Raw genomic sequence first — 26,546 nt, 5'->3', positions numbered from 1 at the left:
AAGTATTCATTACATTTGTTACAGTTTTTAAACAATTACATCAATTACTCATATTCTTTAGTTAATTGGATAGCTAATTCATCTAATTGTGCATCACTTACAGTATCTGGTGCATCTGTTAGTGGATCAGAAGCTGATGCCGTCTTAGGGAATAGAATAGTATCTCTTAAGTTGCTTCTTCCTGCTAGTAACATAACAATTCGGTCTAATCCTAGTGCAATCCCTCCATGTGGTGGTGCACCATATTCTAACGCATCGAGTAGGAAACCAAATTGTTCCTCTGCCTCTTCATTTGTAAATCCTAAAACCTCAAACATTTGATTTTGTAGTTCACGTTTATAAATACGTAGAGAACCTCCACCTAATTCATAGCCGTTAAGCACTAAATCGTAAGCATTTGCTTTAACATTTGCAGGATCTGTAGCTAATTTGTCAACATCACCATCCGCTGGCATCGTAAATGGATGATGGGCAGCTGTATAACGACCAAGTTCTTCATCATACTCTAGAAGTGGCCAATCGGTAATCCATAAGAAATTAAATTTAGACTCATCAATTAGTCCCAGTTCTTTTCCTAGTTTTAGACGTAAAGCACCTAAACTATCATATACTACAGAGGTATCATCTGCTCCGAATAATAGTAAGTCACCATCTTTTGCTTCTGCTTTACTTATAAGTCCTTGCTTTTCCTCATCAGTTAAAAATTTCGCAATTGGACCTTTCACATCATTTTCTTCCACTTTTAACCATGCTAGCCCTTTTGCACCGTACACTTTAACAAAATCGGTTAATTTATCAATATCTTTTCGAGAATAATTGTTCGCTTGACCTTCTACATTTAACAGACAAACCGTTCCACCGGATTCAATAGCACCCTGGAATACTTTAAATGTTGAGTCCTTAAGAACATCGGATACATGAATAAACTCCATACCAAATCTTGTATCTGGTTTATCTGAGCCGTAACGTCTCATTGCTTCATCATATGGCATGCGTTGCAATGGTAATTCAAGATCAATGCCTTTAACTTCTTTCATCACTTTTTGCATCATGTTTTCTGTCATTTCCATTATTTCATCACTCGACATGAAAGAAGTTTCAATATCAATTTGAGTAAATTCTGGTTGACGGTCTGCTCTCAAATCTTCATCTCTAAAACAACGAGCGATTTGATAGTATTTCTCGAAACCACTCATCATGATCAACTGTTTAAACAATTGTGGAGATTGTGGCAGTGCATAAAATTCACCTGAATGGACTCTACTTGGTACAAGGTAATCACGAGCTCCTTCTGGTGTACTCTTCGTCAAAATTGGTGTTTCCATTTCTAAATATCCATTATCATTTAAGTAATTTCTAACCGTTTGTGTGATTTGATGACGCATTTTAAACGTCTCTTGAAGGGGAGTTCTTCTTAAATCAATATAACGGTATTTCAGACGTAAATCTTCTGACACATCGGATTCATCTTGGATTAAAAATGGAGGGTTCTTTGCCTTATTGATTACTTCTATTTCTGAAGCAATTACCTCAATATGCCCCGTCTCCATGGAAGGATTGATCGTGTTTTCCTCTCTTTTCACGACTTTTCCTTTAACTTGAACAACAAACTCACTACGAACACTATCTGCTGTTTCTAAAGCCGATTTTGAAACATCCGGATTAAATACTACTTGAACTACTCCAGATTTGTCTCGAAGGTCAATAAAAATTAATCCTCCCAAATCACGTCTTTTTTGAACCCAACCTTTTAAAAGGATTTCTTTATCAATATCACTCTCTCTTAGAGTTCCACCTAATACACGTTTACTCATTTTTCTCTTCCTCCTTGGAGCTTCCCAGCTACTGTATCAACCACGGATTGTATTGATACTTCGATTTGTTCACCTGTTTCCATATCCTTCAAATTGATGACTTGTTTCTTCAGTTCATCTTCTCCAAGGATTAGAACCATTTTAGCCTGATACCTGTCAGCTGCTTTAAATTGAGCCTTCATCTTTCTTCCCTGATAATCTTTATCTACCTGAATACCATTTTTACGTAGTTCATGTACTAAGCGTACGGCTTCTTTTTCTACTTCTTCCCCTACTGCTATAAGATAGCAATCAATCGTCTCATCAATTGGCAATTGTTGATTCTCAGCATCAAGTGCCATTAATAATCGTTCGATTCCCATGCCAAATCCTATTCCTGGTGTATCTGGTCCACCTAACTGATTCACTAACCCATTGTATCTTCCACCACCAGCTAACGTTGTAATAGCACCAAAGCCTTCTGCCTCACTCATAATCTCAAAAGCAGTGTGATTATAATAGTCAAGTCCACGGACTAAATTCGGATCGACTTCATAAGAAATCCCCATTAATGTTAGATATTCTTTCACTTTATCGAAGTATTCTCTTGATTCGTCATTTAAATAGTCGAGAATAGATGGTGCCGTCCCCATTGCCGGATGATTACGATCTGTTTTACAGTCTAGAACTCGTAATGGATTTTGGTCTAAACGGTTTTGACAGTCACTACACAATTCTTCGCGGTGAGGTGTGAAATGTGTAATTAAAGCATTACGGTAATCTTCTCTACTTTCAGCATCTCCTAATGAATTAATAACTAATTTAAGTGATGATAATCCTAATTCCTGGTACACCGTCATAGCTAAATCGATAACCTCAGCATCAACGGCTGGGTCAGCACTACCTAGTACTTCCACTCCAAATTGATTAAGTTGACGCATTCTTCCTTGCTGTGGTCTTTCATAACGGAACATTTGCATAAAATAAAACAATTTAATCGGTTGACTAGGTTCACCATACATTTTATTTTGAACAAATGCTCTTGCAACAGAAGCAGTTCCTTCAGGGCGTAATGTAAGACTTCTTCCACCTCGGTCCTCGAAGGTATACATTTCTTTTTGAACGATGTCTGTTGAATCACCAACTCCACGTTGAAAGACTTCCGTATGTTCAAATAGTGGTGTGCGAATTTCCTTATAATGGAATTGATCACAGATATTTTTTATTTTATTTTCTACAAATTGCCATTTTTGAGCATCCTGTGGTAAAACATCAGCAGTTCCTCTTGGCGCTTTAATATTCATTATGTAGCCCCCTACTAATTTTTTGTATATAAAAAAACTCTCATCCCCTCCATAAAAGAAGGGACGAGAGTTACCCGCGTTGCCACCCTAGTTGATGCACTTAAGCATCCACTCTTCACAGTTAACGCCTGCAAGACGTCTACACCTACTAATTTACTACGTACGTTCGATGTAAAACCTTAGGAGTGTCTTTTCATTAGACCATCATGTAAAATGTTTTCAGCCTCGACATTTTATCTCTGCCCAGATGGGAACTAACTACTTTCTCCGTCATCGGTATGTTCGTTCATATATACTTGAATGTAACTATCTTAAATTCTTCTGCAAATAATGTCAAGCACGATTCATCTTTTTCTTTAAAGCTTTTACTTCTCCTAACGAAATCCCTAATTCTTGAGCGATTTCCATATGATTGGATGCCCCGTCCAATTCTACAAATCGATGATAATTGACCCCAAAAATATCACCATTACTTTTACTAGACCACTGCTTTTCATTCATTCGCAAGATTATTCCTCCTTTTGTTACCTCTAGTTTTGCCTATTCGACAATTTTTTATTAAAATAGGAACATAGCTTTTTTTAAAATAGGGGGAACGTTTCTTGCGTAATAAAAAAATATTATTATTAATGATTAGTATAGTTTTAACGATCATTACAATTACTACTGTCGTCTATGCTAATGAAATAACAGTAAATGAAAATAACCTTAATGTCAGAGGTGGTCCAGGTACTAGTTTCGGAGTTGTTGGACAGGTACATAAAGATGAGACATATTCAATTGTAGAAATTCAAGATGATTGGATAAAAATCCAATTTGAAGACATTACAGGCTGGGTAACAAGTGAGTTTGTTACCGTTAGTGGGCAATCTGAAACGGTTGAGGAGATTGAATCAAATCATGAAATAACCATCCTTCAGAATAATACACATATTCGCAATGAACCTACGACTGACAGTGACATTATCCATTTTGCAAAAGTAGACACTGTCTTTTCAGTGATAGGTGAATCAAATAGTTGGTATCACATACAAAATGACGATATAAGTGGCTATGTTCTTAAAAGCTTTGTGGAAAAATCAGTTGTCAATAATCAATCATCAGGGATTAAAAATAAAACCATTGTCCTCGATGCTGGGCATGGGGGAAGAGATGTTGGTGCTATTGGAGCAACTGGTTCTTATGAAAAAGATCTAACATTGAAAACATCTTTGATTCTAGCAGAAGAATTAACGAACCTTGGTGCCAAAGTTATTTTAACAAGAAGTGATGATGAGTTTATTCCTTTAGAAAGTCGTTCTGCTGTGTCGAATAACGCGATAGCTGATGCGTTTATTAGTATTCATTATAATAGTACTCCAGAGTTACCTAATGTAACTGGAATTAACACATACTACTATTATGACCATAGTATTGACCTTGCAAATCACGTACAAAATGAAATCATTCAACAAACAGAAACTCGAGACAGAGGAATAGCTTTCGGTGATTATTTAGTAATTCGTACAAACATGGTACCTTCTTTATTATTAGAATTAGGTTTTGTATCTAATGAGGAAAGCGAACAATTACTTTTAACAAATGCTTATCAAACAAAACTAGTAACAGGAATAGTAAATGGTTTAGTAAAGTATTTTGAGAAATAGAGTCAAAGCAACACCACCAAAATATTATATCGGAGAAGCTAATAGCACATTATTAGCTTCTCTTTTAAAATATACTCCCTATCCTCTAGCAATATGGGAGCTATCTTAAATCAGGCCTTGTTTCACAAATGCACCCTAACTTAACTTTTATCGATGATGATGTTTATTTCTCTCTTTGGTAAATCTTAAGTTCTAATGATTCAACATATTTTCTTACTGCACCCAATAATATTCCAATGAGTATCAGAATCAATCCACCAACTATAAATACATAGGTTCTAACCGTTCTAATCGTATCCATGTGGTCATTTGTTCCATCGTATGTATAATCCCAAGTTTGAGTCCAACCATAGAAAATAAAAATAATACCGATTGATACAGGTAAAACGAAAATCCATCTTAAATCTTTCATATTTCCTCTCCCTCTTATTATTTAACTATCATGAGGCGTTAATTGAACAAGGGGTTCTATCACTATTGAAGTAAGATCCCGTTAGTTGATAAATTTTTTAATTTGATTTGTGTGAGTAATAAGCACTATCTTGTCTTTATGTATAGCATACTTATTAAAGAAATTTACTTTTCCTATATTTTCAAAGTATCGGTTCCATTTAAACATTTTTAAAAATATTTCAATTGTAGGTTTATAGTTTGATTTTTCTAATCGAAGTTTTTGTTTCAAAAACCTCTTTATTATTCGGTATGTTCTTATTGAATATTTGGTATCTAAAAAGATAATTAAGTCTGCACTGTGAAAACAATTGCTTACCCAATCCTCATTATGTACTCCTTCAATTATCCAACTTTCTGATTGTATTATACTATTTAGATAATCTTCTCTTTCTTGTTCGGTTCTTCTTATATCTCCAGATTTATTCCTTATCCAAACTACATTATCTAATTCGTAATAAGGCATTTCTAACTTTGAAGATAATTCTTTTGCCAAAGTTGTTTTACCACTTCCGACAGACCCTATAATATGTATCTTTTTTGGTATCTCCTTTTTCAAAAAATCACCTAATTCATAGTAATTGTATCTTATTTCCTATAAATCAACTTAAATCTTTCACAAACAACAGGTATTTTGTAATTGAATTCTTGATTTAAATTTTTAAACTCTTTTTTAAAGAAGGTTTCGTGAACATCACGCCAATACCTCAATGAACGGTCACCCTCACCTTCCAAATATGCGTGTTCTTCGGTAACTTCATCAAAAGGAACAACCTCTACTGATGTAGTTTCTGCTATTGCAACAGCTTTTCCATCCCCGTCGAGAATAATATTATGAAGACCCACCAACGGTAATGCTTCGTTTTCCAACTCATATAACGTATAGTTGGATGCTGTTGCTGTTTTCGTTCCTTCTAACACTAAATCAGCAAGCTCATTAGCCATTTCTTTTGAATCACCAAATGCCCATGCCTCATAATCTTTTGGTGCATTGGGATTAATTTTTCGATAGTCTTCCCACATTTGAATAATTGAATCATTACTCATATATATCAACCTACTTTCCATTGACTACTATTATACTTAAATTATAACACTTCGAATAAACTGTTCTTCTTCAACTCTTCCTGCGTCGTTAGTATAACAATATCAACACGAAAGTGCGCTAATCCTTCTTAAATTAACGCACACGATAGTGAAGTATCTTTATTTAATATTTAATTGTAATAGCTAATGTTCCCCATTCCTTTTCTTGTTCTGGACTATAAATTTCATATGTTCCTTTTATCATTTCTTCCATAGTCCAACCTTCACTATCAAAATTTTTAAAAGGTATATCATCATACATTTCCTGAAAAGTATCATATGTTCTAAGTTCAATTACTTGTACTTGCAGGGTTTCATCTTGTTCAGGAACTTTAATAAATTCAATAGTATCGCCAACTTTTATTTTCCTTCTTTTTCCATCGTTCAAGCGAACCTCAACTGTCTTTCGACCCTCTTTAATAGCTTTAAAATATTCACCATATAAACCCATTTGATGTACAGTCACTTTAAATCACCTCTTTTTACAAATTACCAACTTATTATGCTAAACTGCGTCGTTAGCTTAAGTACTTTTCTTCACAAACCTACATTTATCATACCATATTTATAAAATATTCAGAAATAAGCAGAAGAAAAAAAGGTATAAGGTTTTCGATTCCTTATACCAAAATCATTATTTTGTATACGAATATTACGGGGTTTATTTTGATTCTTTGCTATCAATAATTAATGTCACTGGTCCTTCATTGGTGAATTGGACATCCATCATTGCTCCAAATACGCCCGTTTCTACAGTTACATTCTCTTCTGCCACTAATTGATTGAATGTTTCATATAACTCGTTGGCTACATCTGGTTTTGCTGCTTGTAAGAAGTTCGGTCTTCTTCCTTTTTTCGTATCTCCATACAACGTAAATTGAGATATAGATAATACACTACCACCGACATCTTTTAAAGATAGATTCATTTTGTCGTTTTCATCTTCAAAAACACGAAGGTTCACCAGTTTATTTGCAATGTATTTAGCATCATCAATTGTATCATCATGTGTTACTCCCAGAAGAACAACAAATCCATGATCAATTTCCCCTACTATTTTATCCTCTACGACTACTTGCGCATTTTTTGCACGTTGTATAACAGCTTTCATTTAAAAGACCCCTTTTTCAATCCTATTGAACCGTACGAGTGACCGTATATATTTCTTTTATTTGCTTAATTCGATCAACTATCTTTCTTAAATGTTCTGTATTATAAATTAGAATGGTAATTTGAATTACAGCGATACGATTACGATCTGATTTTCCATTTACATGAGTAATATTTGTTTTTGTCTCATTTACTGCTTGTAATACTTCATTTAATAGACCTCTACGATCATAACCAGAGATTTCAAGGTCAACGTGGTACTGTTTTTGATACTGGTTTTTCTCCCATTCCACATGTAAGTGGCGTTCTTTTGCCTCTTCGGTTTGAACGTTAGGGCAATCGAGTCGGTGAACAGATACCCCTCTACCTTTCGTTATATAACCTACGATTGTATCACCTGGAACTGGATTACAACATCTAGATAATCGTACCAGTAGATTATCAATACCTTCAACAATAACACCTGAATCCTTTTTATGCTGTTGTTTTGCTTTGGCTTCATTATTAACTTCTTGAATCGTCTGAGCCATATCTTGGTCTTTTTCACGTTGTTGGCGAATTTTATCGGTTAAACGAGTAGCAATTAATGCTGCAGTAATTCCTTGATAGCCAACTGCAGCATATAAATCTTCTTCATTAACAAAATTAAACCGCTCATAGACTCTAGATAAATTATCTTCTGTTAGCACTTCTTTAGGTTCAATACCTAATGCACGAATTTCCTTATCGACTAATTCTTTCCCTTTTGCGATATTTTCATCTCTTTTTTGCTTCTTAAAGAACTGACGAATTTTATTTTTCGCTTGAGATGTTTGAGTAATTTTCAGCCAATCTTGAGAAGGACCATAGGAATGCTTCGACGTCATCACTTCAACAATATCGCCATTTTTCAATTGATAATCTAACGGTTCCATCTTCCCATTTATTTTAGCACCAATGGTCTGGTTCCCTATTTCCGTATGAATTCGATAAGCGAAGTCTAATGGGACAGACCCTGATGGTAACTCGATTACATCACCTTTTGGTGTGAACACATATACCATATCAGAGAAAAGATCGATTTTTAGAGATTCGATAAATTCTTCAGCATCATGTGTTTCATTTTGCCATTCTAAAATCTCTCTAAACCATGTCAGTTTCTCTTCAAACGATTTCTTTCCACCTTTGTTTAATTGCTTCCCTTCTTTATATGCCCAATGAGCAGCAATCCCGTATTCAGCAATTTCATGCATTTCTTTCGTACGAATCTGTACTTCTAGTGGATCACCTTTTGGACCTATCACTGTTGTATGAAGAGATTGATAAAGGTTTGGTTTCGGCATTGCAATATAATCTTTAAACCTTCCAGGCATCGGTTTCCAGCACGTATGGATAATACCTAAGACAGCATAGCAATCTTTAATGCTATCTACAATGACACGTACTGCTAATAGGTCGTAAATCTCGTTAAATTGTTTATTTTGCTTGACCATTTTTCGATAAATACTATATAAATGTTTTGGTCGACCAGATAAATCTGCTTCGATATTTACTTCCTTCAATTGCTTATTAACTTCACTAATAACTTCTTCAATATTGGTTTCCCGTTGATTTCTCTTCTGTTTCATTAATTGTACAATTCGATAATATTGTTGTGGATTTAAATACCTTAAAGCAGTATCTTCTAACTCCCACTTTATCGTAGAGATTCCTAGACGATGTGCTAAAGGTGAAAATATCTCCAATGTTTCATTTGCTTTCAGTCTCTGTTTTTCAGGTGGCAAATGTTTTAATGTTCGCATGTTGTGAAGGCGGTCAGCTAACTTAATTAGGATTACTCGTATATCCTTAGCCATTGCCACAAACATTTTTCGATGGTTTTCTGCTTGTTGTGCCTCTTTGGACTTATACTTAATTTTCCCTAATTTGGTTACACCGTCAACTAACATGGCAACTTCTTTACTAAACTCTTTCTCTAAATCCTCTAAAGTAACGTCTGTATCTTCAACAACATCATGTAAAAAACCACCAGCAATAGTTACAGGATCCATTTTTAAATCAACCAAAATACCAGCCACTTGGACAGGATGAATAATATAGGCCTCTCCTGATTTACGGTATTGGTCACGATGAGCATAGTCTGCAAATTGATATGCTCGCTCAATAAATGCTATATCTTCCTCAGTAAGATAGACTTTAGCACGTTCTATTAAATTATCTATAGTAACATTATCAGATTTAGCCATTTATAATCACCTTTAATTTCCCCATATTGACTGGCAGTTTATTTGGAATTAACATATGCCACAACCAGCTAAAAATCGACTGTTCATAAAAAACACTTTATAATAGTATCGATAACTTTTCGTTAAATGTAAAGAGAAACACATAATATTCATAAAATCTCTTTTAACTATTAGAATAGGTCTGATGAATGTAATCAATCCATCAGACCCTTTTTTAAACTTCTCTTACTTAATATTTCATTAATGTTAACACATCATAGCCTTCTAATTTCTCTAAGCCATCTAAATAAGATAATTCAATTAAGAATGCACAACCCACAACAATACCACCTAGTTCTTCTACTAGTTTAATGGTTGCTTCAATTGTACCACCAGTTGCTAATAAGTCATCAGTTATTAGAACACGTTGACCAGGTTTAATCGCATCTTTGTGGATGGTTAAAACATTTTCACCATATTCTAAACCGTAATCCACTTTAATAACTTCTCTAGGTAATTTCCCTTCTTTACGGACAGGTGCAAATCCTACTTCCAATGCATAAGAAACTGGGCAACCTATAATAAACCCTCTAGCTTCAGGTCCGACAACGATATCTATATCCTTCTCGTGAGCAAATTCAACAATTTCATCTACAGCAGATTTAAATGCTTTCCCATTATCCATTAAAGGCGTGATATCTTTAAATTCAATACCTTCTTTAGGCCAATCATTCACTATTTTTACATACTGTTTATAATCCATGAACTACTTCCTCCTTAAGTGCACTCTTCCGACCCAATGCATCTAGAAACCAGTTTCTCAATTCGTTATATGTCGAATAATATAAAACCTTCTCAATATGAGATTGATTTAAACGTTCTTGATATAATTTGGATTCTTGTAGGTCTTTTTTTACGGGTGATTTTTTCACTTTAATTATTCCATTATCTATCATAACAAAATCCAATTCAAAAAACACTTTTGACATAAATATTATCGCATCTTTTGACCAATTTTTTGTTTGCATTAACCTATTTAATTGCTGTTTTAAATCCAGTTCTTGTTGTTTCCAAATTAACGCGTAAAACCATTTGAAATCTTCTCTAGAAGGCATCGAAGACAAATACGTACTATTTTCTACCTGAAAACTAACATGGATATTTTCTGGATTTACTTTTTGTACAATCCTTTTAAACATGTCCAAGTTTTTCGGAAGGTCCATTACATATAATACTTCACTAGAGTTTATAGAATCAACGGCATCATCATACGTAACAAAGGATACGTGACTTGGGAATTCCTCGACATTGTCCGGTACTTTATCTACTAAGACAACATGACTAGAATGGTAGTCAAAATAAGTAGAAATTTCGATGTTCTTCTTTCCACGGTGGTCAAATAATTGCCACTCATCAATTTTCACATCTTGAATAACAATTTGTGGTTTTCGATAGCCATTCCATTCATTAATACTAAGCTCACCTACGATGGACACTGGTGTCTTAGGAGAAATTAGGGGATAAATATAACCGAATCCAAACCCAATTCCTTCTAGCATGTAGCTATCTTGTTTAAATTGTAATTTTAAATGATTCTTTCCATTCCCTAATTGACGAACATCAGAAGGTATGTTTGAAAGATGAAACACAGGTTTAGGGTTGGCCATTCCAAATGGAGCTAATTGGTTGATTTCCTCTATTAGTGCTTCATTAACTTCTGGTAACCCTAATGTCTTACTAACCTCAACTTCTTGTTTGAAGTCTTCAACGGACAATTGTTCAAAAATAATCTGATTTAACTTGTCTTGTAGTGTTTCTACATTATCCAAAGGTAAAGTCATACCAGCTGCTTGAGAATGTCCTCCAAAGTGAGTAAACAACTCTCTTACCTTCATACAATTTTGAAATAAATCGAACGCAGGAATACTACGGGCAGATCCTTTAGCCGTATTTGTTTCTTCATTGATAGCAAGTACGATAGCTGGACGATCGTATTTTCGAACAAGTCTTGAGGCAACGATTCCTAAGACTCCCTCATTCCAACCTGCTTTAGAAACGACGATAACTCCTTGGTTATCATCCACATGGATCATGTTATCGACTTCATCAACAATTGATTTAACAATATCTTGGCGTTCCTGGTTTAAAGCGTCCACTTCTTCTGCTAGATATTTCGCTTCTTCTTTATCATCCGTAATTAATAGCTGAACTGCTAAATCAGCATCTTGTAGCCTACCCACTGCATTCAAACGTGGACCAATACTAAAACCTACTGACTCTTCTGTAACCTTACCTTCAATTCTGGAAAGCTCCATTAATGCCTTTAATCCTTGTCGATTTGTATTGGTTAATTTTTTCAGACCATAATACGCTAAAATACGATTCTCATCGACCAACGGCACTAGGTCAGCAATTGTTCCGATCGCTACTAAATCTAATAGCTGCTCAGGAAAATAACCTAATAGTTCTTGAGCAAATTTAAAAGCTACACCAACTCCCGCTAACTCTTTAAACGGATAGTCTGGTGAGCATTTTGGATGTATAACAGCTAATGCATCAGGTAATTCTTCTTGTGGTTCATGATGATCGGTAATGATTAAATCTATACCTAGTTCTTTTGCAACGTTTGCTTCATGAACCGAAGCAATTCCTGTGTCTACTGTAATAATTAACCGAAATCCATTTTCATGTGCATTTTTAAAGGCCAGTTCATTTGGCCCATACCCTTCTGTAAAACGATTTGGGATGTAAAAATCACAGTTAGCTCCTAACTCTTGTAAAGCTTTCAGTAAAACGGTAGTTGAGCTCACTCCATCTGCATCGTAATCACCGAAGATAAGTATTTTTTCTTCATTTTGGATTGCTTGGTGAACACGTTCACAAGCAATATCAATACCATGTATATTTTTAGGATCGTGTAACCGATCAATACTAGGTGTTAAAAATTCATGTGCTTCCTCGGATGATTTTATTCCTCGTTGAACAAGTAATTCCTTTATCACTGGTGATAAAGAATCTTCTTCTTTTGTCCATTGTATCGAATCATCGTTAGGTATATTTGAGTAATTCCATTTAGACTTGCTCGGTAACATAAATTCACCCCTGACCAATCTATTATATCGAATCACATCAGGGTGGGCAAGAACAAATGTGGAAACGCCCGGTTAGCGACGTATGGAATGGGACAGCGATTTACTCGCCCCACCGAAAACATTTGCGTTTGGCCATGCCAGGTGGTTTAACATTGCACAAAAAGTGGCGATTTTAATTGAACATACATTCGGAGGAGATAAAGGAAACATGCCCCTTCATAGGGGTATGTCGACGTTGGACGCAAAGTCCGGTTTTAGTCGACCTTCCTTTTTATTGGAGTCGATGTTGACTTATCGTACGGAGGTGAAGGAAGTCTCACTAGTCGCTGGGCGCTGGAACTGGACGTAGCTATACTAAGTCGATTAGCCATAGTTACGTATTCTGTAATTTCATGTAGCAATATAAAATTCAATTGTTATTACTTGTTATTACTTGGAAACATCAGATTGTTATTGATTGCTGTCTGGTGTTTCTTCAATTTCTGTTTCTATTGATTCTTGTTGTGCTTCAATAGAATTCAGTTGTGATTTTAACACCTTAATTTCTCGTTTTAGTTTAAACATTCTTATCATACCAACTGCTGCAGTAATAATCCCACCCATTAGTACAGAGAATAAAATCACTAAAATTAGCGGAGATTCCATTTTCCAAAAGAAGTAATTTACTTCCACTGGTGCGACATTAGTTACGGCAAATATAGCAACAATAATAGTAAATATAAGGGCTAAAATAACATAAGATTGTCCCTTCAATGAAACACCCTCCTTTTCAAACTTACCGTTACTTTTCCCCGGGGATATTAGTTTTACACATGAATAAAGCAGAAACAAATCACAAGGATTCATTTCTGCTTTTATTAATTCATATTAAACTTGTGGTCCTTCCACACGTTTTTTCTTTCTAAAGTCAACTGGTTTTTCTTTAATATTTTTACCTCTCCAAACTAACCACAATTGAGTAGCTAGGAATAGAGAAGAATACGTACCTGCAATTAATCCTACTGCTAATGCAATCGCAAATCCAGTAATCGGTTGTGCACCAAGAATTAAGAATGAAAATACTGCTATTAAAGTGGTGATAGAAGTATTAACGGTTCTCGTCATCGTCTGAACGATACTTTCATTAACGATTTTTGCAAGTTCACTAAATGTTTTAACTGCTTTTTTCTTACGTTGAATATTCTCTCTGATCCTATCAAACGTAACAATCGTTGCGTTGATGGAATAACCAATAATAGTTAGGATAGCAGCAACTATCGTAACATCAAATTCAATTCTTGCAATACTGAATACGGCTAATGTAATAAATACATCATGTAATAACGCAATAATAGTTGTAATTGCAAAGAAAAATTCAAAGCGTATTGCGACATAGATAATCATACCGATGGATGCTAAAGCTAACGCATAAAGTGCATTTTTTACTAACTCTTCCCCAACAATGGAGGAAACCACACTCGCACTCGGAGTCATGCCATATTTTTCTTCAAAATAAGAAGTTAATTCAGTAATCTTTTTGTCTTGAATTTCTTTATCAAATCGAGCTACTGCATTTTCATTGTTATCCCCTGATAAAACAATAGATTTTGGTTCTAATCCAAGTGCTTCAAAGTCATCCGCAACCTGTTCTGCTGTCAGTGTCGTTTCAGATGCGACTTGAATTCTTGCACCAGAAGTAAAGTCAATTCCAGGATTTAACTTAAAGATAATTAGGGAAAGTGCTCCAATGATAACCAAAGTACTTGTTACAATGAAAAACTTCTTACGATTATCTACCACATTTGGATTCCATTTTATGAACTTAGGTTCAACCTCTGATTTATCACTAATATCTTTAATGTCATCTTTCTTAACTCCAAACCATGCTGGGTTATTTTTAAGGAATTTCGCTTTGATCCAGAGTTGTAATAACCATCTTGTACCAAATACTGCTGTTAAGAAACTGACAACAATACTTAGAATTAACATTGTTGCGAAACCTTTGACAGAGCTAGTACCAAACATAAATAGTACTGCAGCTGCAAGAAGTGTAGTTATGTTTGCATCAACTATTGCTCTTAGTGAGTTTTTGGTTCCAGCCTTAAAGGAAGCAATTAACGACTTCCCTTCCCTCAATTCTTCTTTTATTCTTTCGAATGTAATAACGTTGGCATCGACGGCCATACCTACCCCTAAAATTAAAGCGGCAATACCTGGTAGTGTTAAAACCCCATTCATCAATTTGAAGAATAATAGTACTAGGAAAATATATACACTTAAGTTAATAACAGAAATAATTCCAGGGAAACGATATACAACCATCATAAAGATAAAAATAATACCGATCCCAACAAATGCTGCTAGGACTGTTTCATTTAATGCTTGTTCCCCAAACTGAGCTCCTACAGATGTAGAATAAATTTCGTTCATATGTACTGGAAGTGATCCAGAATTAATAATATCTGCTAATCGCTGCGCTGAATCAACGGTGAAAGTTCCACTAATTTCTACATTAGTAGTATTTAATGTCTCTTTAACACCTGGAGCGGAAACGAATTTTGGCTCTTCTTTTTGAGCTTCTTCAACAAATGAATCTCCTTCTTGGTAATCCATCCATATAACAAGCACGTTTTCTCTTTCTGCTAAAGGTAAGAAATCCGTTACATTTGGATTATAATTCTTTGCTAATTCACTCGTTACTTCACCAAATTGAGAAGCACTCTTAAGCTGTAAGGTGACTATTGGCTCACCAGTGGTTCCATTAAAGTCTTGTTTAGCACTACCTTCTTTTATATCCGTTCCATCTAATAACTCAACGTCATCAGAATTTCTGAAAGATAATCTAGCTGAAGTAGCTAATAGCTCCCTCGCTTCAGTTTGATTTTCAACCCCAGCTAGTTGTACACGAATCCGGTTTTCTCCTTCAATATCAATTACTGCTTCACTAATACCTAAACGATTTACACGGTCGTTTAATGTTTCTACGGTTGATTCTAATAGTTTACGATTTACCTCTTGTTCTTCATCTACAGGTTCTACTTCATATAAAACCTCAAATCCACCCTGTAAATCTAGTCCAAGATTAATATCTTCTGCTGTACTTTTTCCGAACATTCCTATCACAATACCTAATGTGATTACAATGAGGAAAAAGGATATAATTCTGCCTTTATTTTTCATTGAAAAAGTTCCTCCTTCATTTACAACAAGACAATCTCTATGTATTTATTCCTCAGTATCCCCAGTTAATGCAGCAATGGAAGCCATTAAATCCTCATTGTCCTGATACGCACTTACGGTTAAGTAACTCATATAAATATTCGTGTTTAAATGCAGGATGTCTTGCGTAACCTCAAACAATCGTTTACTTGGGTTTCCTTTCCACACTTTTTCAACTAAGCATTTCCATACATCATCGATGCTCGTTTTGGAATATCCCAATAATTGTAATTCATCAACCTTGCTTTCTAATGCTGGTAAAAGAGCAGGTTTCCATTCATCGACTGTCTTTTCCATTACTTCCATTGTTTTTCCCCCATTAACTTTTTTCTTTAGACAACTTGTCATGCTTGGCCCACTTAATTGCATATATATCATTGTATATGAAATTTTATTTTTTGAGAAGGCAGGTTGTCCAAGTTGTCTAAACAAACTTTTTTAAAAGGAACACTTATTTTAATTCTAGCTGGTATGATTACACGTTTTCTTGGCTTTATTAATCGTTTAGTCATTGCTAGATTAATGGGAGAAGAAGGTATTGGGCTTTATATGATGGCACTCCCTACCCTTTTTCTAGTCATGACTTTAACACAATTAGGGCTCCCTGTTGCGATTTCGAAACGAGTTGCAGAAGCAGAAGCGAAAAAAGACCAAGTAAAGGTAAAAAAGATATTAGTGGTTTCCTTAATTATTACAGGAACATCTAGTATCATTTTTACAATCGTCATGATATTCCTAGCACCATTTGTGGCAAATACGTTGCTTACAGATAGTCGTACATTGTATCCTCTAGTCGCGATTAGCCCGATTATACCAATTGTTGCTATCTCTTCTGTTTTACGCGGGTATTTCCAAGGTAAGCAAAATATGAAACCACAAAGCTATGCTCAAGTTATTGAACAAATTGTCCGAATCAGTTGTGTCGCGTTATTTGTAAAATTACTCTTACCATATGGTGTGGAATTTGCAGCTGCAGGAGCCATGTTTAGTGTGATTTTAGGTGAATTCGTATCTTTATTATATATGATTTACTTATTCAAGCGTAAGAAAACCATAAAAATAAGATATCGGTTTTTCTCCTATTTAAAGTCCAGTAAGGATACATTAAAAGAACTATTTTCGATTGCATTACCTAGCACAGGCAGTAGAATGGTAGGTTCCATCTCAAACTTTTTAGAGCCAATTTTAGTGGCACAAGCACTAGCAATCGCCGGTGTCTCAACTACATTAGCAACCAAACAATATGGGGAGTTAACAGGTTTTGTTTTACCATTATTATTTCTACCTACATTTATCACCCACTCGTTATCGATTGCACTAGTACCATCAATATCTGAGGCAGATGCAAATAAAAATAATCAATTGATTCATTATCGCATCCATCAATCCATCCGTATTTCCTTTGCCTCAGGCGCAATTGCTACAGTGGCTCTAACATTATTTGCTGAACCTATCCTAACCTTTATGTATGGAACTGGTAATGCAAGTCGCTTTTTAATACTTATGGCGCCATTCTTTATTTTACTTTATATTCAAGCACCATTACAAGCAACATTACAAGCATTGGACCTCGCTCGACCTGCAATGTGGAATAGTTTGATTGGTACAATTGTTAAATTAAGCGCATTATTTGTACTAGCATCGAATGAAAAGTTTGGAATTATGGGTGTTGCCATTGCAATGAGTGTAGGTGTCATCCTAGTGACTATTTTACATTTAGGATCGTTACGAAAGTTAATAAACTTCTATATACCAATTAAAGATATTATCAAAATGATTTTATTAATATTGTTTACATGGGGAATTGGAAGTCTACTAAAAAATATCTATGCTTTCTTTGATCCAAACTTAATAATATTCTTCCTAACTTTAATTGCACTGTGTGCTTTCTACGTTTTCTTCTTATTTATTTTAAGTTTCATAACGAAAGAGGAATTAAAACAAATACCAATTATCCAAAAATGGGTTTAATTAGAACAAAAGCGCAGGTGCTCGGAGCTAGACACCTTTGTAATTTCTCAAATTTAAAGAGAGCTACATCTTTCTAATTTATTTTTTAGTTTTTTAAAAAAACTCGTCTATTTTTCTTGGACATGAATACTATTTTAATAAATGGACAATCAAGGGGGAGAAGTAAATGCGTCAGCAACAAATAATTGCTTTGATGTACGGTTGGATTGTAGTGTTAGCATTAATCTTTTTATCAAGCCTTAGTTTAGCACTATTACTTAAATTCTCAACGTTTAACGAGCCTACCCTTACTTGGGTAGCACTTGTCATCGGATTAATCGTCTTATTCTTAGGCGGAATGATCGCAGGTATTAAAGGAAAAGCAAAGGGATGGATCATCGGTGCTTTCACTGGTTTAGGATTCACACTATTTGTATTTCTAGTACAATTTCTAGGTTACGGAGAATCATTTAATGCACAACAATCCATTCACCACCTCTTTTATATTTTATCAGCAGTATTAGGTGGAGTAGTTGGAGTAAATGTAGTTTCAGGGGAAGAATCTTAAGTTAATAGAAGGACAAAAAGAAAAAGGGAGAATACTAGTGTATCGCTCCCTTTTTACTTATTGAGTTTTAACTTCTCTTACTGCTGAACGGTCATATGTAAGTTTCGTACCGTTTTCAGTTATTAGTACAATCGTGCTTTCATCCATTGCATGAATTGTGCCGTGGAATCCACCGATAGTAATTACAGTATCACCTTTTTGTAAATCCGCTTGCATTTGTCTTACTTGTTTTTGACGCTTTTGTTGTGGACGGATAAGTAAGAAATAGAAAATAACAAACATCAATACAAGCATAATAATTGGACTTAGCTGTTCCATGTATCAGTCACCTCTTTCTTTAAAAGTTTTTTGCATTCGGTTGATTTAAACCATATTGTTCAAAGAATGCTTCTTTAAAGTCCCCTAATTCGTCATTTCGAATAGCATTTCGGACTTGCTCCATTAATTTTAACAGAAAATATAAGTTATGATAAGTAGTAAGTCTGAAACCAAATGTTTCATTACATTTTATTAGGTGTCTAATGTAAGCTCTTGTGTAATTTTTACATACGTGACAATCACAATTTTCATCAATTGGACTAAAATCACGTGCATATTTTGCATTACGAACAACCAATCTTCCATTTGACGTCATACATGTTCCATTTCTTGCAATTCGAGTTGGTAATACACAATCAAACATATCAATCCCACGAATGGCACCATCAATTAAGGAATCAGGTGACCCAACTCCCATAAGGTAACGAGGCTTGTCCGTTGGCATTAATGGCGTTGTAAAATCTAATACACGATTCATAACATCCTTAGGTTCTCCAACAGAGAGCCCACCAACAGCATAACCAGGAAAGTCTAATGATATAAGATCTTGTGCACTTTGTCGGCGTAAATCTTCATATTCTCCACCCTGAATAATGCCAAATAACCCCTGTACATCTTGTCGTTCATGAGCTTCTAAACATCTCTCAGCCCAACGAGATGTTCTTTCAACCGAGGATTTCATGTAATCATAGGTTGCTGGGTATGGTGGACATTCATCAAAAGCCATCATAATATCAGAACCTAATGCATTTTGAATCTGCATTGCTTTTTCTGGTGATAAAAATAATTTTTCACCACTTAAATGATTACGGAAATGAACACCTTCCTCTTTTATTTCTCTCATATCACTTAAGCTAAACACTTGGAAACCACCAGAATCTGTTAAAATGGCTCCATCCCAGTTCATAAATTTATGCAGCCCACCTGCTTCACGAATAATATCCTCACCAGGTCTCAACCAGAGGTGGTAAGTATTCGATAAAATAATATTTGCATTCATCGATTGAAGGTCTTCTGGGCTCATCGTTTTAACAGTTGCCAATGTACCAACAGGCATAAAGGTTGGTGTGTCAAATGAACCATGAGGAGTATGTACTCTTCCAAGTCTTGCTCCTGTTTGTTTACACGTTTTAATAAATTCATATCTGATTGGTGTTGTCATTGTTTTATACTTCCTTTATAAAATAGATTCAGTTTGCTTCATTCTTTTCTATTTCACGTGCTTCACCCGTTTTATAGAATGAGCATTGCATCGCCAAAACTAAAGAATCGGTACTTTTCCTTCACTGCTTCCTCATAAGCGGACAGCACAGTTTCTCGGTCAACAAATGCACTAACGAGCATAATTAACGTAGATTTCGGTAAATGGAAATTAGTAATTAACCCATCAATAGCCTTGAGTTCATACGGTGGGTATATAAAAATATCCGTCCAACCACTAGATGCAACCATTCTTCCATGATCTCTTGCAATCGTCTCTAACGTTCTAGTTGATGTTGTCCCGACAGAAATTACTCTTCCACCGCTTTCTTTCACTCGGTTAATGGTTTCAGCTGTTTCCTCAGACATTTGGTAAAATTCAGCGTGCATTTCGTGCTCATCAATATTGTCTACACTAACTGGTCGGAACGTTCCTAATCCAACATGTAAAGTAATAAAGGTAACCGTTACGCCCATCTCTTTAATTTCTTCTAATAATTGGGTAGTAAAATGAAGCCCTGCAGTTGGTGCAGCAGCAGAACCTTCTTCCTTAGCGTAAACCGTTTGATATCTTTCCCTTTCAGGTAACTGCTCTTTTATGTATGGCGGCAATGGCATTTCTCCTAGTTCATCTAATACTTCATAAAAGATGCCCTCATAAGCAAAGTCCAAAATACGTCCACCATGTTCTTTTGTTCCTATACATGTAGCTTTAAGCTTCCCATCTCCAAATAAAAGAACGGTACCTTCTTTTATTTTTTTCGCTGGTTTCGCTAACACTTCCCACGTATCATTTTCTTCTTGCTTTAATAATAATACCTCTACTTTAGCTCCGGTATCTTCTTTTACACCATATAACCTGGCTGGTAATACACGAGTATCATTTAATACAAGGCAATCACCAGGTTTTAAGTACGCTTTTATATCCTTAAAATGGCGGTGTTCTACTTGCTTTTTATCACGATTCAGTACTAGCAACCGTGACGATGTACGATCTTTCAATGGTGTTTGTGCAATTAACTCTTCTGGTAAATCAAAATCAAAGTCTTCTATGTTCATGATGAAATCCCCTTACTATAGTTAACGAAATCTTCCAATGATGAAAAAGAGTAATGACAAGATAATACTTATAACGATAGACGTCATAATAGGAAAGTGGAAGGAAACATTTCCTTTTTTAAAGCTAATATCACCTGGTAGTTTCCCTATAAACTGCCAAATCAATCCTATAATTACTAAAAGGACTCCCATTACTATAAGTACTTTTCCAACATTCATTAGTTATCATTCGCTTTCAATCCAAAGTGTTGATAAGCTTTCTCTGTTACTAGCCTTCCCCTAGGAGTACGTTGAATAAACCCTATTTGTAGCAAGTAAGGTTCATACACATCTTCAATTGTTTGCGATTCTTCACCAATCGTTGCGGCAATTGTATCTAACCCTACTGGACCACCTTGAAACCCTTCAATAATCCCTTTTAAAAGTTTATGATCGACGTGATCCAATCCAACATCATCCACCTGTAACATCTTTAATGCTTGACTGGTGGTCTCAAGACCAATTTCTTTTTCCCCTTTTACTTGAGAAATATCACGAATCCGTTTTAATAAACGGTTAGCAATACGTGGCGTTCCTCTTGAGCGTCTAGCCACTTCCACAGCTGCATCTTTCGAAATAGAGGTCTCGAAAATATCTGCTGTTCTTTCCACGATCGAACAGAGATCTTTTGTTTCATAGTACTCGAGCCTACTTAGCACTCCAAATCGGTCACGTAATGGAGCAGACAGCAGCCCTGCTCTTGTAGTTGCCCCAACTAATGTGAATGGTGGTAAATCAATACGAACTGATCTAGCACTTGGTCCTGTTCCAATGACAATATCTATGAAGAAATCTTCCATAGCAGAATACAATACTTCTTCTACTGAACGTGGAAGACGGTGAACTTCATCAATAAATAATACATCGCCTGGCTCAAGTGAGGAAAGGATCGCTGCAAGGTCTCCAGCCCTATCAATTGCAGGTCCTGAAGTCGAACGAAACTGTACACCCATCTCATTGGCAATTATTGCTGCTAGAGTCGTTTTCCCTAACCCTGGAGGTCCATATAATAACACGTGATCCAATGGTTCTTCACGCATTTTAGCAGCTTTGATGAAGATACTTAAGTTCTCTTTTACCTTTTGTTGACCGATGTATTGAGATAATGCTGTGGGGCGAAGACTAAGTTCAACAGAAGAATCTTCTTCTTGTAATTCCCCTGTTACCATTCTCTCTTCCATAGTAAATCCCCCTTATTTTTTCATAAGTAAGCTTAAGCCTTTACGAACTAATTCATCCGTTGTTCCATCCATCTGTTGTAACTGCTGCGTGATTGGTTTCAACTCTTTTTCTGTATAACCTAATGCTTTTAATGCTTCTTTCGCTTCATCAACCGATTCAGAAACCGCAGGAGAGGATACATTTGGTTGTTCAGAAGCTTCTCCAATTGTAAACATTCCTGTCAGTTTCCCTTTTAGGTCTAGAATAATTTGTCTTGCTGTCTTTTTCCCTACGCCTGGGAAGCTTGTTAGAAACTTATCATCTTCTCTTTCTATTGCGCTAACAAACTCTGGTATATCGACTCCTCCTAAGATAGCAAGAGCACCTTTCGGACCGATACCGGAAACAGAGATTAGATTTTTAAACAAATATTTTTGATCCTCATTCTTAAATCCATATAAAAGTTGTGCATCTTCTCGAACATGATGATACGTATATATTTTCACTTCTTGATTTAATAACGATTGGAACACAAAAGGGTTTGGACAAATAATCTCATACCCTATGCCTTGTACTTCAACAGCAACAGCCTCATCTTGAATAGCTGTTAGCTCACCTTTAATATATGTAATCATTTTATCTTCTCCCCCTAATATCTTTCCCCATTCTACCACAATTCCAACTTAGGAGTAATGGAATACGAATATTTGAAAGTGCAGAGCGCCCGTTTTGCGACGTACGGACTGCGCCAGCGCAACGCTGGTGGTTCAATGTTGCCACGCAAAGTGGCGTTATTAATTGAACATTCCTACCGTAGGAGATAAAGGAAACATGCCCCTTCATAGGGGTATGCCGACGTTGGACGCAAAGTCCGGTTTTAGTCGGCCTTCCTATATATCTTTGGAGTCGATGTTGACTTTCACCACAAGGGTATAAGTGCGACTAAGCCTCTGGTTTCACCAATCGGCAAGTCTTCTTTATCGTACGGAGGCGAAGGAAGTCTTGTGCCTGCGATTACTCGGCACAAAGGGCAAAGAAGTAATTCTATGTAGATCCTTCGCTAGTCGCAGGCGCTCGGAGCTAGACATCTCTGCAAGATTTACTTTATCAAAAAGAAGCTATCTCCTATTGGTTAAAACATCCGAATAGAGATAGCCTCCTTTCACAAGCATTTATTCATTTTCTTTTAAATTGTGATGGATATCTTGTACATCTTCATTATCTTCAAGCATATCTACTAAATTGTTCATTTTCTCTAACTCATCTTCATTAATGGTTTGATAATTTTGTGGAATTAACGTTACTTCAGCATCTTCTAAATCATAACCTGAATTTCTTAAATGGTCACAAACAGCATCAAAATCTTCTGGTGCTGTAAAGATTTCATAAGCACCTTCTTCTGTAACGATATCTTCAGCCCCTGCTTCAATTGCCTCTAATGTAATATCGTCTTCAGAGATCGAGTGATCCTCATTTAGGACAAGAATATACCCTTTGCGGTCAAACATAAAGGATACACTACCATTCTCCCCTAAGTTACCACCATTTTTCTTAAATGCAAGACGAATTTCTGCAGCTGTACGATTTCTGTTGTCCGTTAATATGTTTACGATTACAGCCACACCACCTGGGCCATATCCTTCATAAGTAATTTCTTCATAAGTAGCACCGTCTAATGTTCCGGTAGCCTTTTTAATTGCACGGTCTATGTTATCGTTAGGCATATTGTCAGCTTTCGCTTTATCTACTGCTAACCTTAAAGATGCATTAGTGGATAAGTCTCCTCCACCTTGTTTAGCTGCCGTATAAATATCTTTTGCATGACGCATGAAGATTTTACCTTTTTTAGCGTCTTGTGCATTTTTTCTTCTTTGAATATTTTTCCATTTAGAATGTCCAGCCATAGAGACACTCCTCCCCACTTCAAATTCTTACTTTACTATATCAAAAATAATACAACAGGCAAACCCTATCATTAAGCCTTCCCTATGCACCTTTATTATTTTATAGTTAAATTTTTCTCATGACAACCATTATTGTAGATAACCCATGACATTTCCTGATTGAAAAGTATAAAGCATTCTCTATACGACGTGTGGACTGGGACTGTGGTTACTCGTCAAAAAAGTTAGATAAGTAATTCTATGTAGATTCACTGATAGGCGCATGCCCTCTTATCAAGAGGCTGGGACAAAAGTATTTTAGATGAATCAAAATCCGAGCAATTTGTTAGGACTTTTTTGATATTAAAAGTGAATTTTAGAGATGGCGTAAATTCTACCGCTACGGAAAATACACTTCGCTTTCCGCGGGCGGCTGGTGAGCCTCCTCGGACTTTCGTCCTGTGGGGTCTCACCGATGCCTCTGCTCCCGCAGGAGTCTTCGCGTATTTCCTTCGCTAGTTTTGGCATCAATATCAATTTAATAGTATTGCAATTTAGATTGTTGATTGGAGCGAATGGCAGTCGACTCCTTGAAAATGCATTTCTATGTGCATTTTCTGCGTGCGATGCGTCGCTAGAATAGCCTTTCTTGGGACTGTGCCTGCGATTACTCGGCACAAGAGCATAGAAGTAACACTGCGTAGTTTCATTGCGATTACTCGCCCCACCGAAAACTTTTTCCTGTAGGGACAGCAAGTGTCTGAAGACCCAACAAGGATGTACCTGCATCTACTAGCAAATCTTAGTAGTTAATTCCTCGGTACAAGGCAACTAAGAAGATTATTCAAGTAGTAGCCTGGCTGAACCCGTGCCCTGTGACAAAGAAGCCACTGTGAAATCGACCGAAGGAAGACTAAACAGATATCGCCCTTGTGCTGGAAATGAAAGTGACTGCCAGCAGTGTAAATCAAATAGCACTAACTTTGAGTTTTTAATAACTATAAAAGCAATCAATCCTATGAATATCTACATTCACAATTTGTTCAACTATAATTGTTCGTTTATAGATTGATTATAGTTAGTTATTTCCCAGCCCAATCTCAGCTTTCAAAAAAGCCTCTGTAAAACAAAGGCTTTTTAGTCATCCGTATTAAAGAAGTTTTCAAGGAATTCGTCCATTTCTTCACCAAAATTGGATTGTCTTGCATTTAAGTTTTTCATACGTTTCCAGTAGTAATCATCCGTATATACGACAATCGCTTTATCATCGACAAACTTGCGTACATCTTTTTCAATATCTCTACTGATTTCATGATGCTCTAAATATTCGTTAAGCGTTACAGCAACAACTACTCGGTCATCTGTGATTGCTACCTGTGCTTGTTTTATATCCTTTCTCTGGTGTAAATGATCTGAAATTTCCTGTGCTTCTTCCGTGAAAAATTGATCTCGAGTCTTCTCATTAACACCATCATCATGTAACCCATTTAATTCACTTTGAGGATAGCCGCCTCTTTGTCCAATATCTTTTTGTTCCCTATCATCCTCTGTTTCATAACGAATCGGTTGTATATTGTTATGATCTTGACCATTTCTTTCTGGACTAGCATCATCTGTTGTATTGCATGCCGATAGTAACACAAGTGAACCTATGATAAAAAGTAATCTTTGCATAGAAATACCTCCCTTAACAATAGTCTGTAATAGGGAGGATAATTTACTCATGGAAATATTTAAATTTTAACTAACGCTTGTATTGTGGTAATGGATTTCGTTTATGAGCCGAGCGTGCATGCATGCGCTCAATTACAGCTTTATCCTCTTCTGGAATTGTCTCACCTTTTAGATAAGCATCGATTTTATCGTAAGTTGTTCCCATTTCCGCTTCATCTGTTTGACCTTCCCAAAGATCAGCACTTGGCTTTTTATTAATTACTTCATCTGGAACACCTAAATACTGTGCCATCTCTCGTACTTCACCTTTTGTGAAATCTGAAATAGGTAAAATATCAACCCCACCATCGCCGTACTTAGTGAAGTAACCAGTGTACCACTCCGCAGCATTATCTGTACCTACGACCAAATAATTAAAATTAGTTGCAATTGTATATAATGTGCTCATGCGTAATCTGGCGCGCAAATTAGCATCAGCAAGCTGCTCATTACTTTCATTAAAGTCATTTTTTAACTCATTTTTTATTGTAGAAAACATCGTTTGATGCGTTTCTGTGAGGTCAACTGTCATCCCTTTAATACCACATTGATCAATGACACTCTGAGCATGTTTCATGCCTTCTGGATCACTATTTAAAGGCATAATAACTCCAACAGAATCATTTGGGCATGCTTGTTTAATTAAGTTAGCGACAACTGCAGAATCTAGACCACCGCTAACACCCACTAGAAGACCTTTCACACCTGTAGTTTCTACTTGTTCTTGTAACCATTTGACAATATTCTCTACTTCATTTCTCATTTCGATTCT

The 26,546-nt window shown here is 35.9% G+C and carries 26 protein-coding genes and 1 other annotated feature; of the genes, 3 read left to right on the top strand and 23 right to left on the bottom strand.

Annotation, left to right across the window (positions count from 1 at the left end; genetic code table 11):
* Positions 1-44: 44 nt before the first annotated feature.
* The 3 genes from aspS to BUB12_RS17810 all read right to left on the bottom strand — a co-directional run bounded on the left by aspS (position 45) and on the right by BUB12_RS17810 (position 3,604).
* Entirely contained in the window at positions 45-1,814 is a 1,770-nt protein-coding gene (gene aspS / locus BUB12_RS02815) for an aspartate--tRNA ligase (protein ID WP_072887797.1), read from the bottom strand.
* Positions 1,811-3,097 carry a histidine--tRNA ligase gene (hisS, locus tag BUB12_RS02810; RefSeq protein WP_072887795.1) on the bottom strand — a complete coding sequence of 429 codons (1,287 nt, stop codon included), beginning with the start codon at positions 3,095-3,097 and terminating at the stop codon, positions 1,811-1,813. Before hisS ends, aspS begins: the two co-directional genes overlap by 4 nt.
* Positions 3,098-3,153: 56 nt before the next feature.
* Positions 3,154-3,380, bottom strand: a binding site (T-box leader).
* A 50-nt stretch (positions 3,381-3,430) separates the two neighbouring features.
* Entirely contained in the window at positions 3,431-3,604 is a 174-nt protein-coding gene (locus BUB12_RS17810; protein ID WP_200801012.1) for a hypothetical protein, read from the bottom strand.
* Between the two features lie 95 nt (positions 3,605-3,699).
* Between BUB12_RS17810 and BUB12_RS02805 the strand changes: the two genes are divergently transcribed.
* Positions 3,700-4,743, top strand: a complete 1,044-nt coding sequence (locus BUB12_RS02805) for an N-acetylmuramoyl-L-alanine amidase family protein (RefSeq protein WP_072887793.1) — start codon at positions 3,700-3,702, stop codon at positions 4,741-4,743.
* Between the two features lie 163 nt (positions 4,744-4,906).
* Here BUB12_RS02805 and BUB12_RS02800 read toward each other — a convergent pair whose 3' ends face one another.
* The 11 genes from BUB12_RS02800 to BUB12_RS02745 all read right to left on the bottom strand — a co-directional run bounded on the left by BUB12_RS02800 (position 4,907) and on the right by BUB12_RS02745 (position 16,231).
* Positions 4,907-5,155 (bottom strand): hypothetical protein, encoded by a 249-nt coding sequence (locus tag BUB12_RS02800; protein WP_072887791.1) that lies wholly within the window; start codon positions 5,153-5,155, stop codon positions 4,907-4,909.
* 81 nt (positions 5,156-5,236) lie between these two features.
* The gene (locus BUB12_RS02795; RefSeq protein ID WP_072887789.1) at positions 5,237-5,752 is read right to left on the bottom strand and encodes an AAA family ATPase; all 516 of its coding nucleotides are present in this window, start codon (positions 5,750-5,752) and stop codon (positions 5,237-5,239) included.
* Between the two features lie 29 nt (positions 5,753-5,781).
* The gene (locus BUB12_RS02790) at positions 5,782-6,240 is read right to left on the bottom strand and encodes an ASCH domain-containing protein (protein ID WP_072887787.1); all 459 of its coding nucleotides are present in this window, start codon (positions 6,238-6,240) and stop codon (positions 5,782-5,784) included.
* Between the two features lie 163 nt (positions 6,241-6,403).
* A complete protein-coding gene (locus BUB12_RS02785; protein WP_234982547.1) occupies positions 6,404-6,745 on the bottom strand; it encodes an ASCH domain-containing protein in 342 nt (113 codons plus the stop codon).
* A gap of 195 nt (positions 6,746-6,940) precedes the next feature.
* The gene (dtd, locus tag BUB12_RS02780) at positions 6,941-7,390 is read right to left on the bottom strand and encodes a D-aminoacyl-tRNA deacylase (protein WP_072887785.1); all 450 of its coding nucleotides are present in this window, start codon (positions 7,388-7,390) and stop codon (positions 6,941-6,943) included.
* A 22-nt stretch (positions 7,391-7,412) separates the two neighbouring features.
* Positions 7,413-9,614 carry a RelA/SpoT family protein gene (locus BUB12_RS02775; protein WP_072887783.1) on the bottom strand — a complete coding sequence of 734 codons (2,202 nt, stop codon included), beginning with the start codon at positions 9,612-9,614 and terminating at the stop codon, positions 7,413-7,415.
* Positions 9,615-9,843: 229 nt separating this feature from the next.
* Positions 9,844-10,356 (bottom strand): adenine phosphoribosyltransferase, encoded by a 513-nt coding sequence (locus BUB12_RS02770; RefSeq protein ID WP_072887781.1) that lies wholly within the window; start codon positions 10,354-10,356, stop codon positions 9,844-9,846.
* On the bottom strand, positions 10,346-12,685 hold the full coding sequence (gene recJ / locus BUB12_RS02765) for a single-stranded-DNA-specific exonuclease RecJ (RefSeq protein WP_072887780.1): 2,340 nt from the start codon (positions 12,683-12,685) through the stop codon (positions 10,346-10,348). Before recJ ends, BUB12_RS02770 begins: the two co-directional genes overlap by 11 nt.
* A gap of 450 nt (positions 12,686-13,135) precedes the next feature.
* The gene (locus BUB12_RS02755) at positions 13,136-13,438 is read right to left on the bottom strand and encodes a LapA family protein (RefSeq protein WP_072887776.1); all 303 of its coding nucleotides are present in this window, start codon (positions 13,436-13,438) and stop codon (positions 13,136-13,138) included.
* Between the two features lie 114 nt (positions 13,439-13,552).
* On the bottom strand, positions 13,553-15,844 hold the full coding sequence (secDF, locus tag BUB12_RS02750; RefSeq protein WP_072887774.1) for a protein translocase subunit SecDF: 2,292 nt from the start codon (positions 15,842-15,844) through the stop codon (positions 13,553-13,555).
* A 45-nt stretch (positions 15,845-15,889) separates the two neighbouring features.
* Positions 15,890-16,231 carry a post-transcriptional regulator gene (locus tag BUB12_RS02745; protein ID WP_234982546.1) on the bottom strand — a complete coding sequence of 114 codons (342 nt, stop codon included), beginning with the start codon at positions 16,229-16,231 and terminating at the stop codon, positions 15,890-15,892.
* A gap of 72 nt (positions 16,232-16,303) precedes the next feature.
* Between BUB12_RS02745 and spoVB the strand changes: the two genes are divergently transcribed.
* Together spoVB and BUB12_RS02735 are read left to right on the top strand one after the other, a co-directional pair.
* Complete coding sequence (gene spoVB, locus BUB12_RS02740; RefSeq protein WP_072887770.1) at positions 16,304-17,854, top strand: stage V sporulation protein B; 1,551 nt, start codon at positions 16,304-16,306, stop codon at positions 17,852-17,854.
* Positions 17,855-18,020: 166 nt separating this feature from the next.
* A complete protein-coding gene (locus tag BUB12_RS02735; protein WP_072887769.1) occupies positions 18,021-18,401 on the top strand; it encodes a TIGR04086 family membrane protein in 381 nt (126 codons plus the stop codon).
* A gap of 57 nt (positions 18,402-18,458) precedes the next feature.
* On the opposite strand, the gene yajC is transcribed toward BUB12_RS02735, so the two are convergent.
* The 9 genes from yajC to nadE form a co-directional block, all read right to left on the bottom strand.
* A complete protein-coding gene (gene yajC / locus BUB12_RS02730; RefSeq protein WP_072887767.1) occupies positions 18,459-18,719 on the bottom strand; it encodes a preprotein translocase subunit YajC in 261 nt (86 codons plus the stop codon).
* Positions 18,720-18,738: 19 nt separating this feature from the next.
* Positions 18,739-19,881, bottom strand: coding sequence for a tRNA guanosine(34) transglycosylase Tgt (tgt, locus tag BUB12_RS02725; protein WP_072887765.1), 1,143 nt, complete (start codon positions 19,879-19,881; stop codon positions 18,739-18,741).
* A 71-nt stretch (positions 19,882-19,952) separates the two neighbouring features.
* Entirely contained in the window at positions 19,953-20,978 is a 1,026-nt protein-coding gene (gene queA, locus BUB12_RS02720; protein ID WP_072887763.1) for a tRNA preQ1(34) S-adenosylmethionine ribosyltransferase-isomerase QueA, read from the bottom strand.
* 21 nt (positions 20,979-20,999) lie between these two features.
* Complete coding sequence (locus tag BUB12_RS02715; RefSeq protein ID WP_072887761.1) at positions 21,000-21,197, bottom strand: DUF2905 domain-containing protein; 198 nt, start codon at positions 21,195-21,197, stop codon at positions 21,000-21,002.
* Positions 21,197-22,198, bottom strand: coding sequence for a Holliday junction branch migration DNA helicase RuvB (ruvB, locus tag BUB12_RS02710; protein WP_072887759.1), 1,002 nt, complete (start codon positions 22,196-22,198; stop codon positions 21,197-21,199). Before ruvB ends, BUB12_RS02715 begins: the two co-directional genes overlap by 1 nt.
* Before the next feature lie 12 nt (positions 22,199-22,210).
* Positions 22,211-22,813 (bottom strand): Holliday junction branch migration protein RuvA, encoded by a 603-nt coding sequence (ruvA, locus tag BUB12_RS02705; protein ID WP_072887757.1) that lies wholly within the window; start codon positions 22,811-22,813, stop codon positions 22,211-22,213.
* A gap of 537 nt (positions 22,814-23,350) precedes the next feature.
* Positions 23,351-24,082 carry a YebC/PmpR family DNA-binding transcriptional regulator gene (locus BUB12_RS02700; protein WP_072887755.1) on the bottom strand — a complete coding sequence of 244 codons (732 nt, stop codon included), beginning with the start codon at positions 24,080-24,082 and terminating at the stop codon, positions 23,351-23,353.
* 1,116 nt (positions 24,083-25,198) lie between these two features.
* A complete protein-coding gene (locus BUB12_RS02695) occupies positions 25,199-25,735 on the bottom strand; it encodes a YhcN/YlaJ family sporulation lipoprotein (protein ID WP_072887752.1) in 537 nt (178 codons plus the stop codon).
* Between the two features lie 70 nt (positions 25,736-25,805).
* The gene (gene nadE, locus BUB12_RS02690; RefSeq protein ID WP_072887750.1) at positions 25,806-26,537 is read right to left on the bottom strand and encodes an NAD(+) synthase; all 732 of its coding nucleotides are present in this window, start codon (positions 26,535-26,537) and stop codon (positions 25,806-25,808) included.
* Positions 26,538-26,546: the final 9 nt, after the last annotated feature.

The organism is Ornithinibacillus halophilus, from assembly GCF_900129485.1.
In the GTDB taxonomy this organism is placed as follows: Bacteria; Bacillota; Bacilli; order Bacillales; family Amphibacillaceae; genus Ornithinibacillus; species Ornithinibacillus halophilus.
The sequence above is the reverse complement of the archived record's forward strand: the minus strand, read 5'-3'. Positions and strand labels throughout refer to the sequence as shown.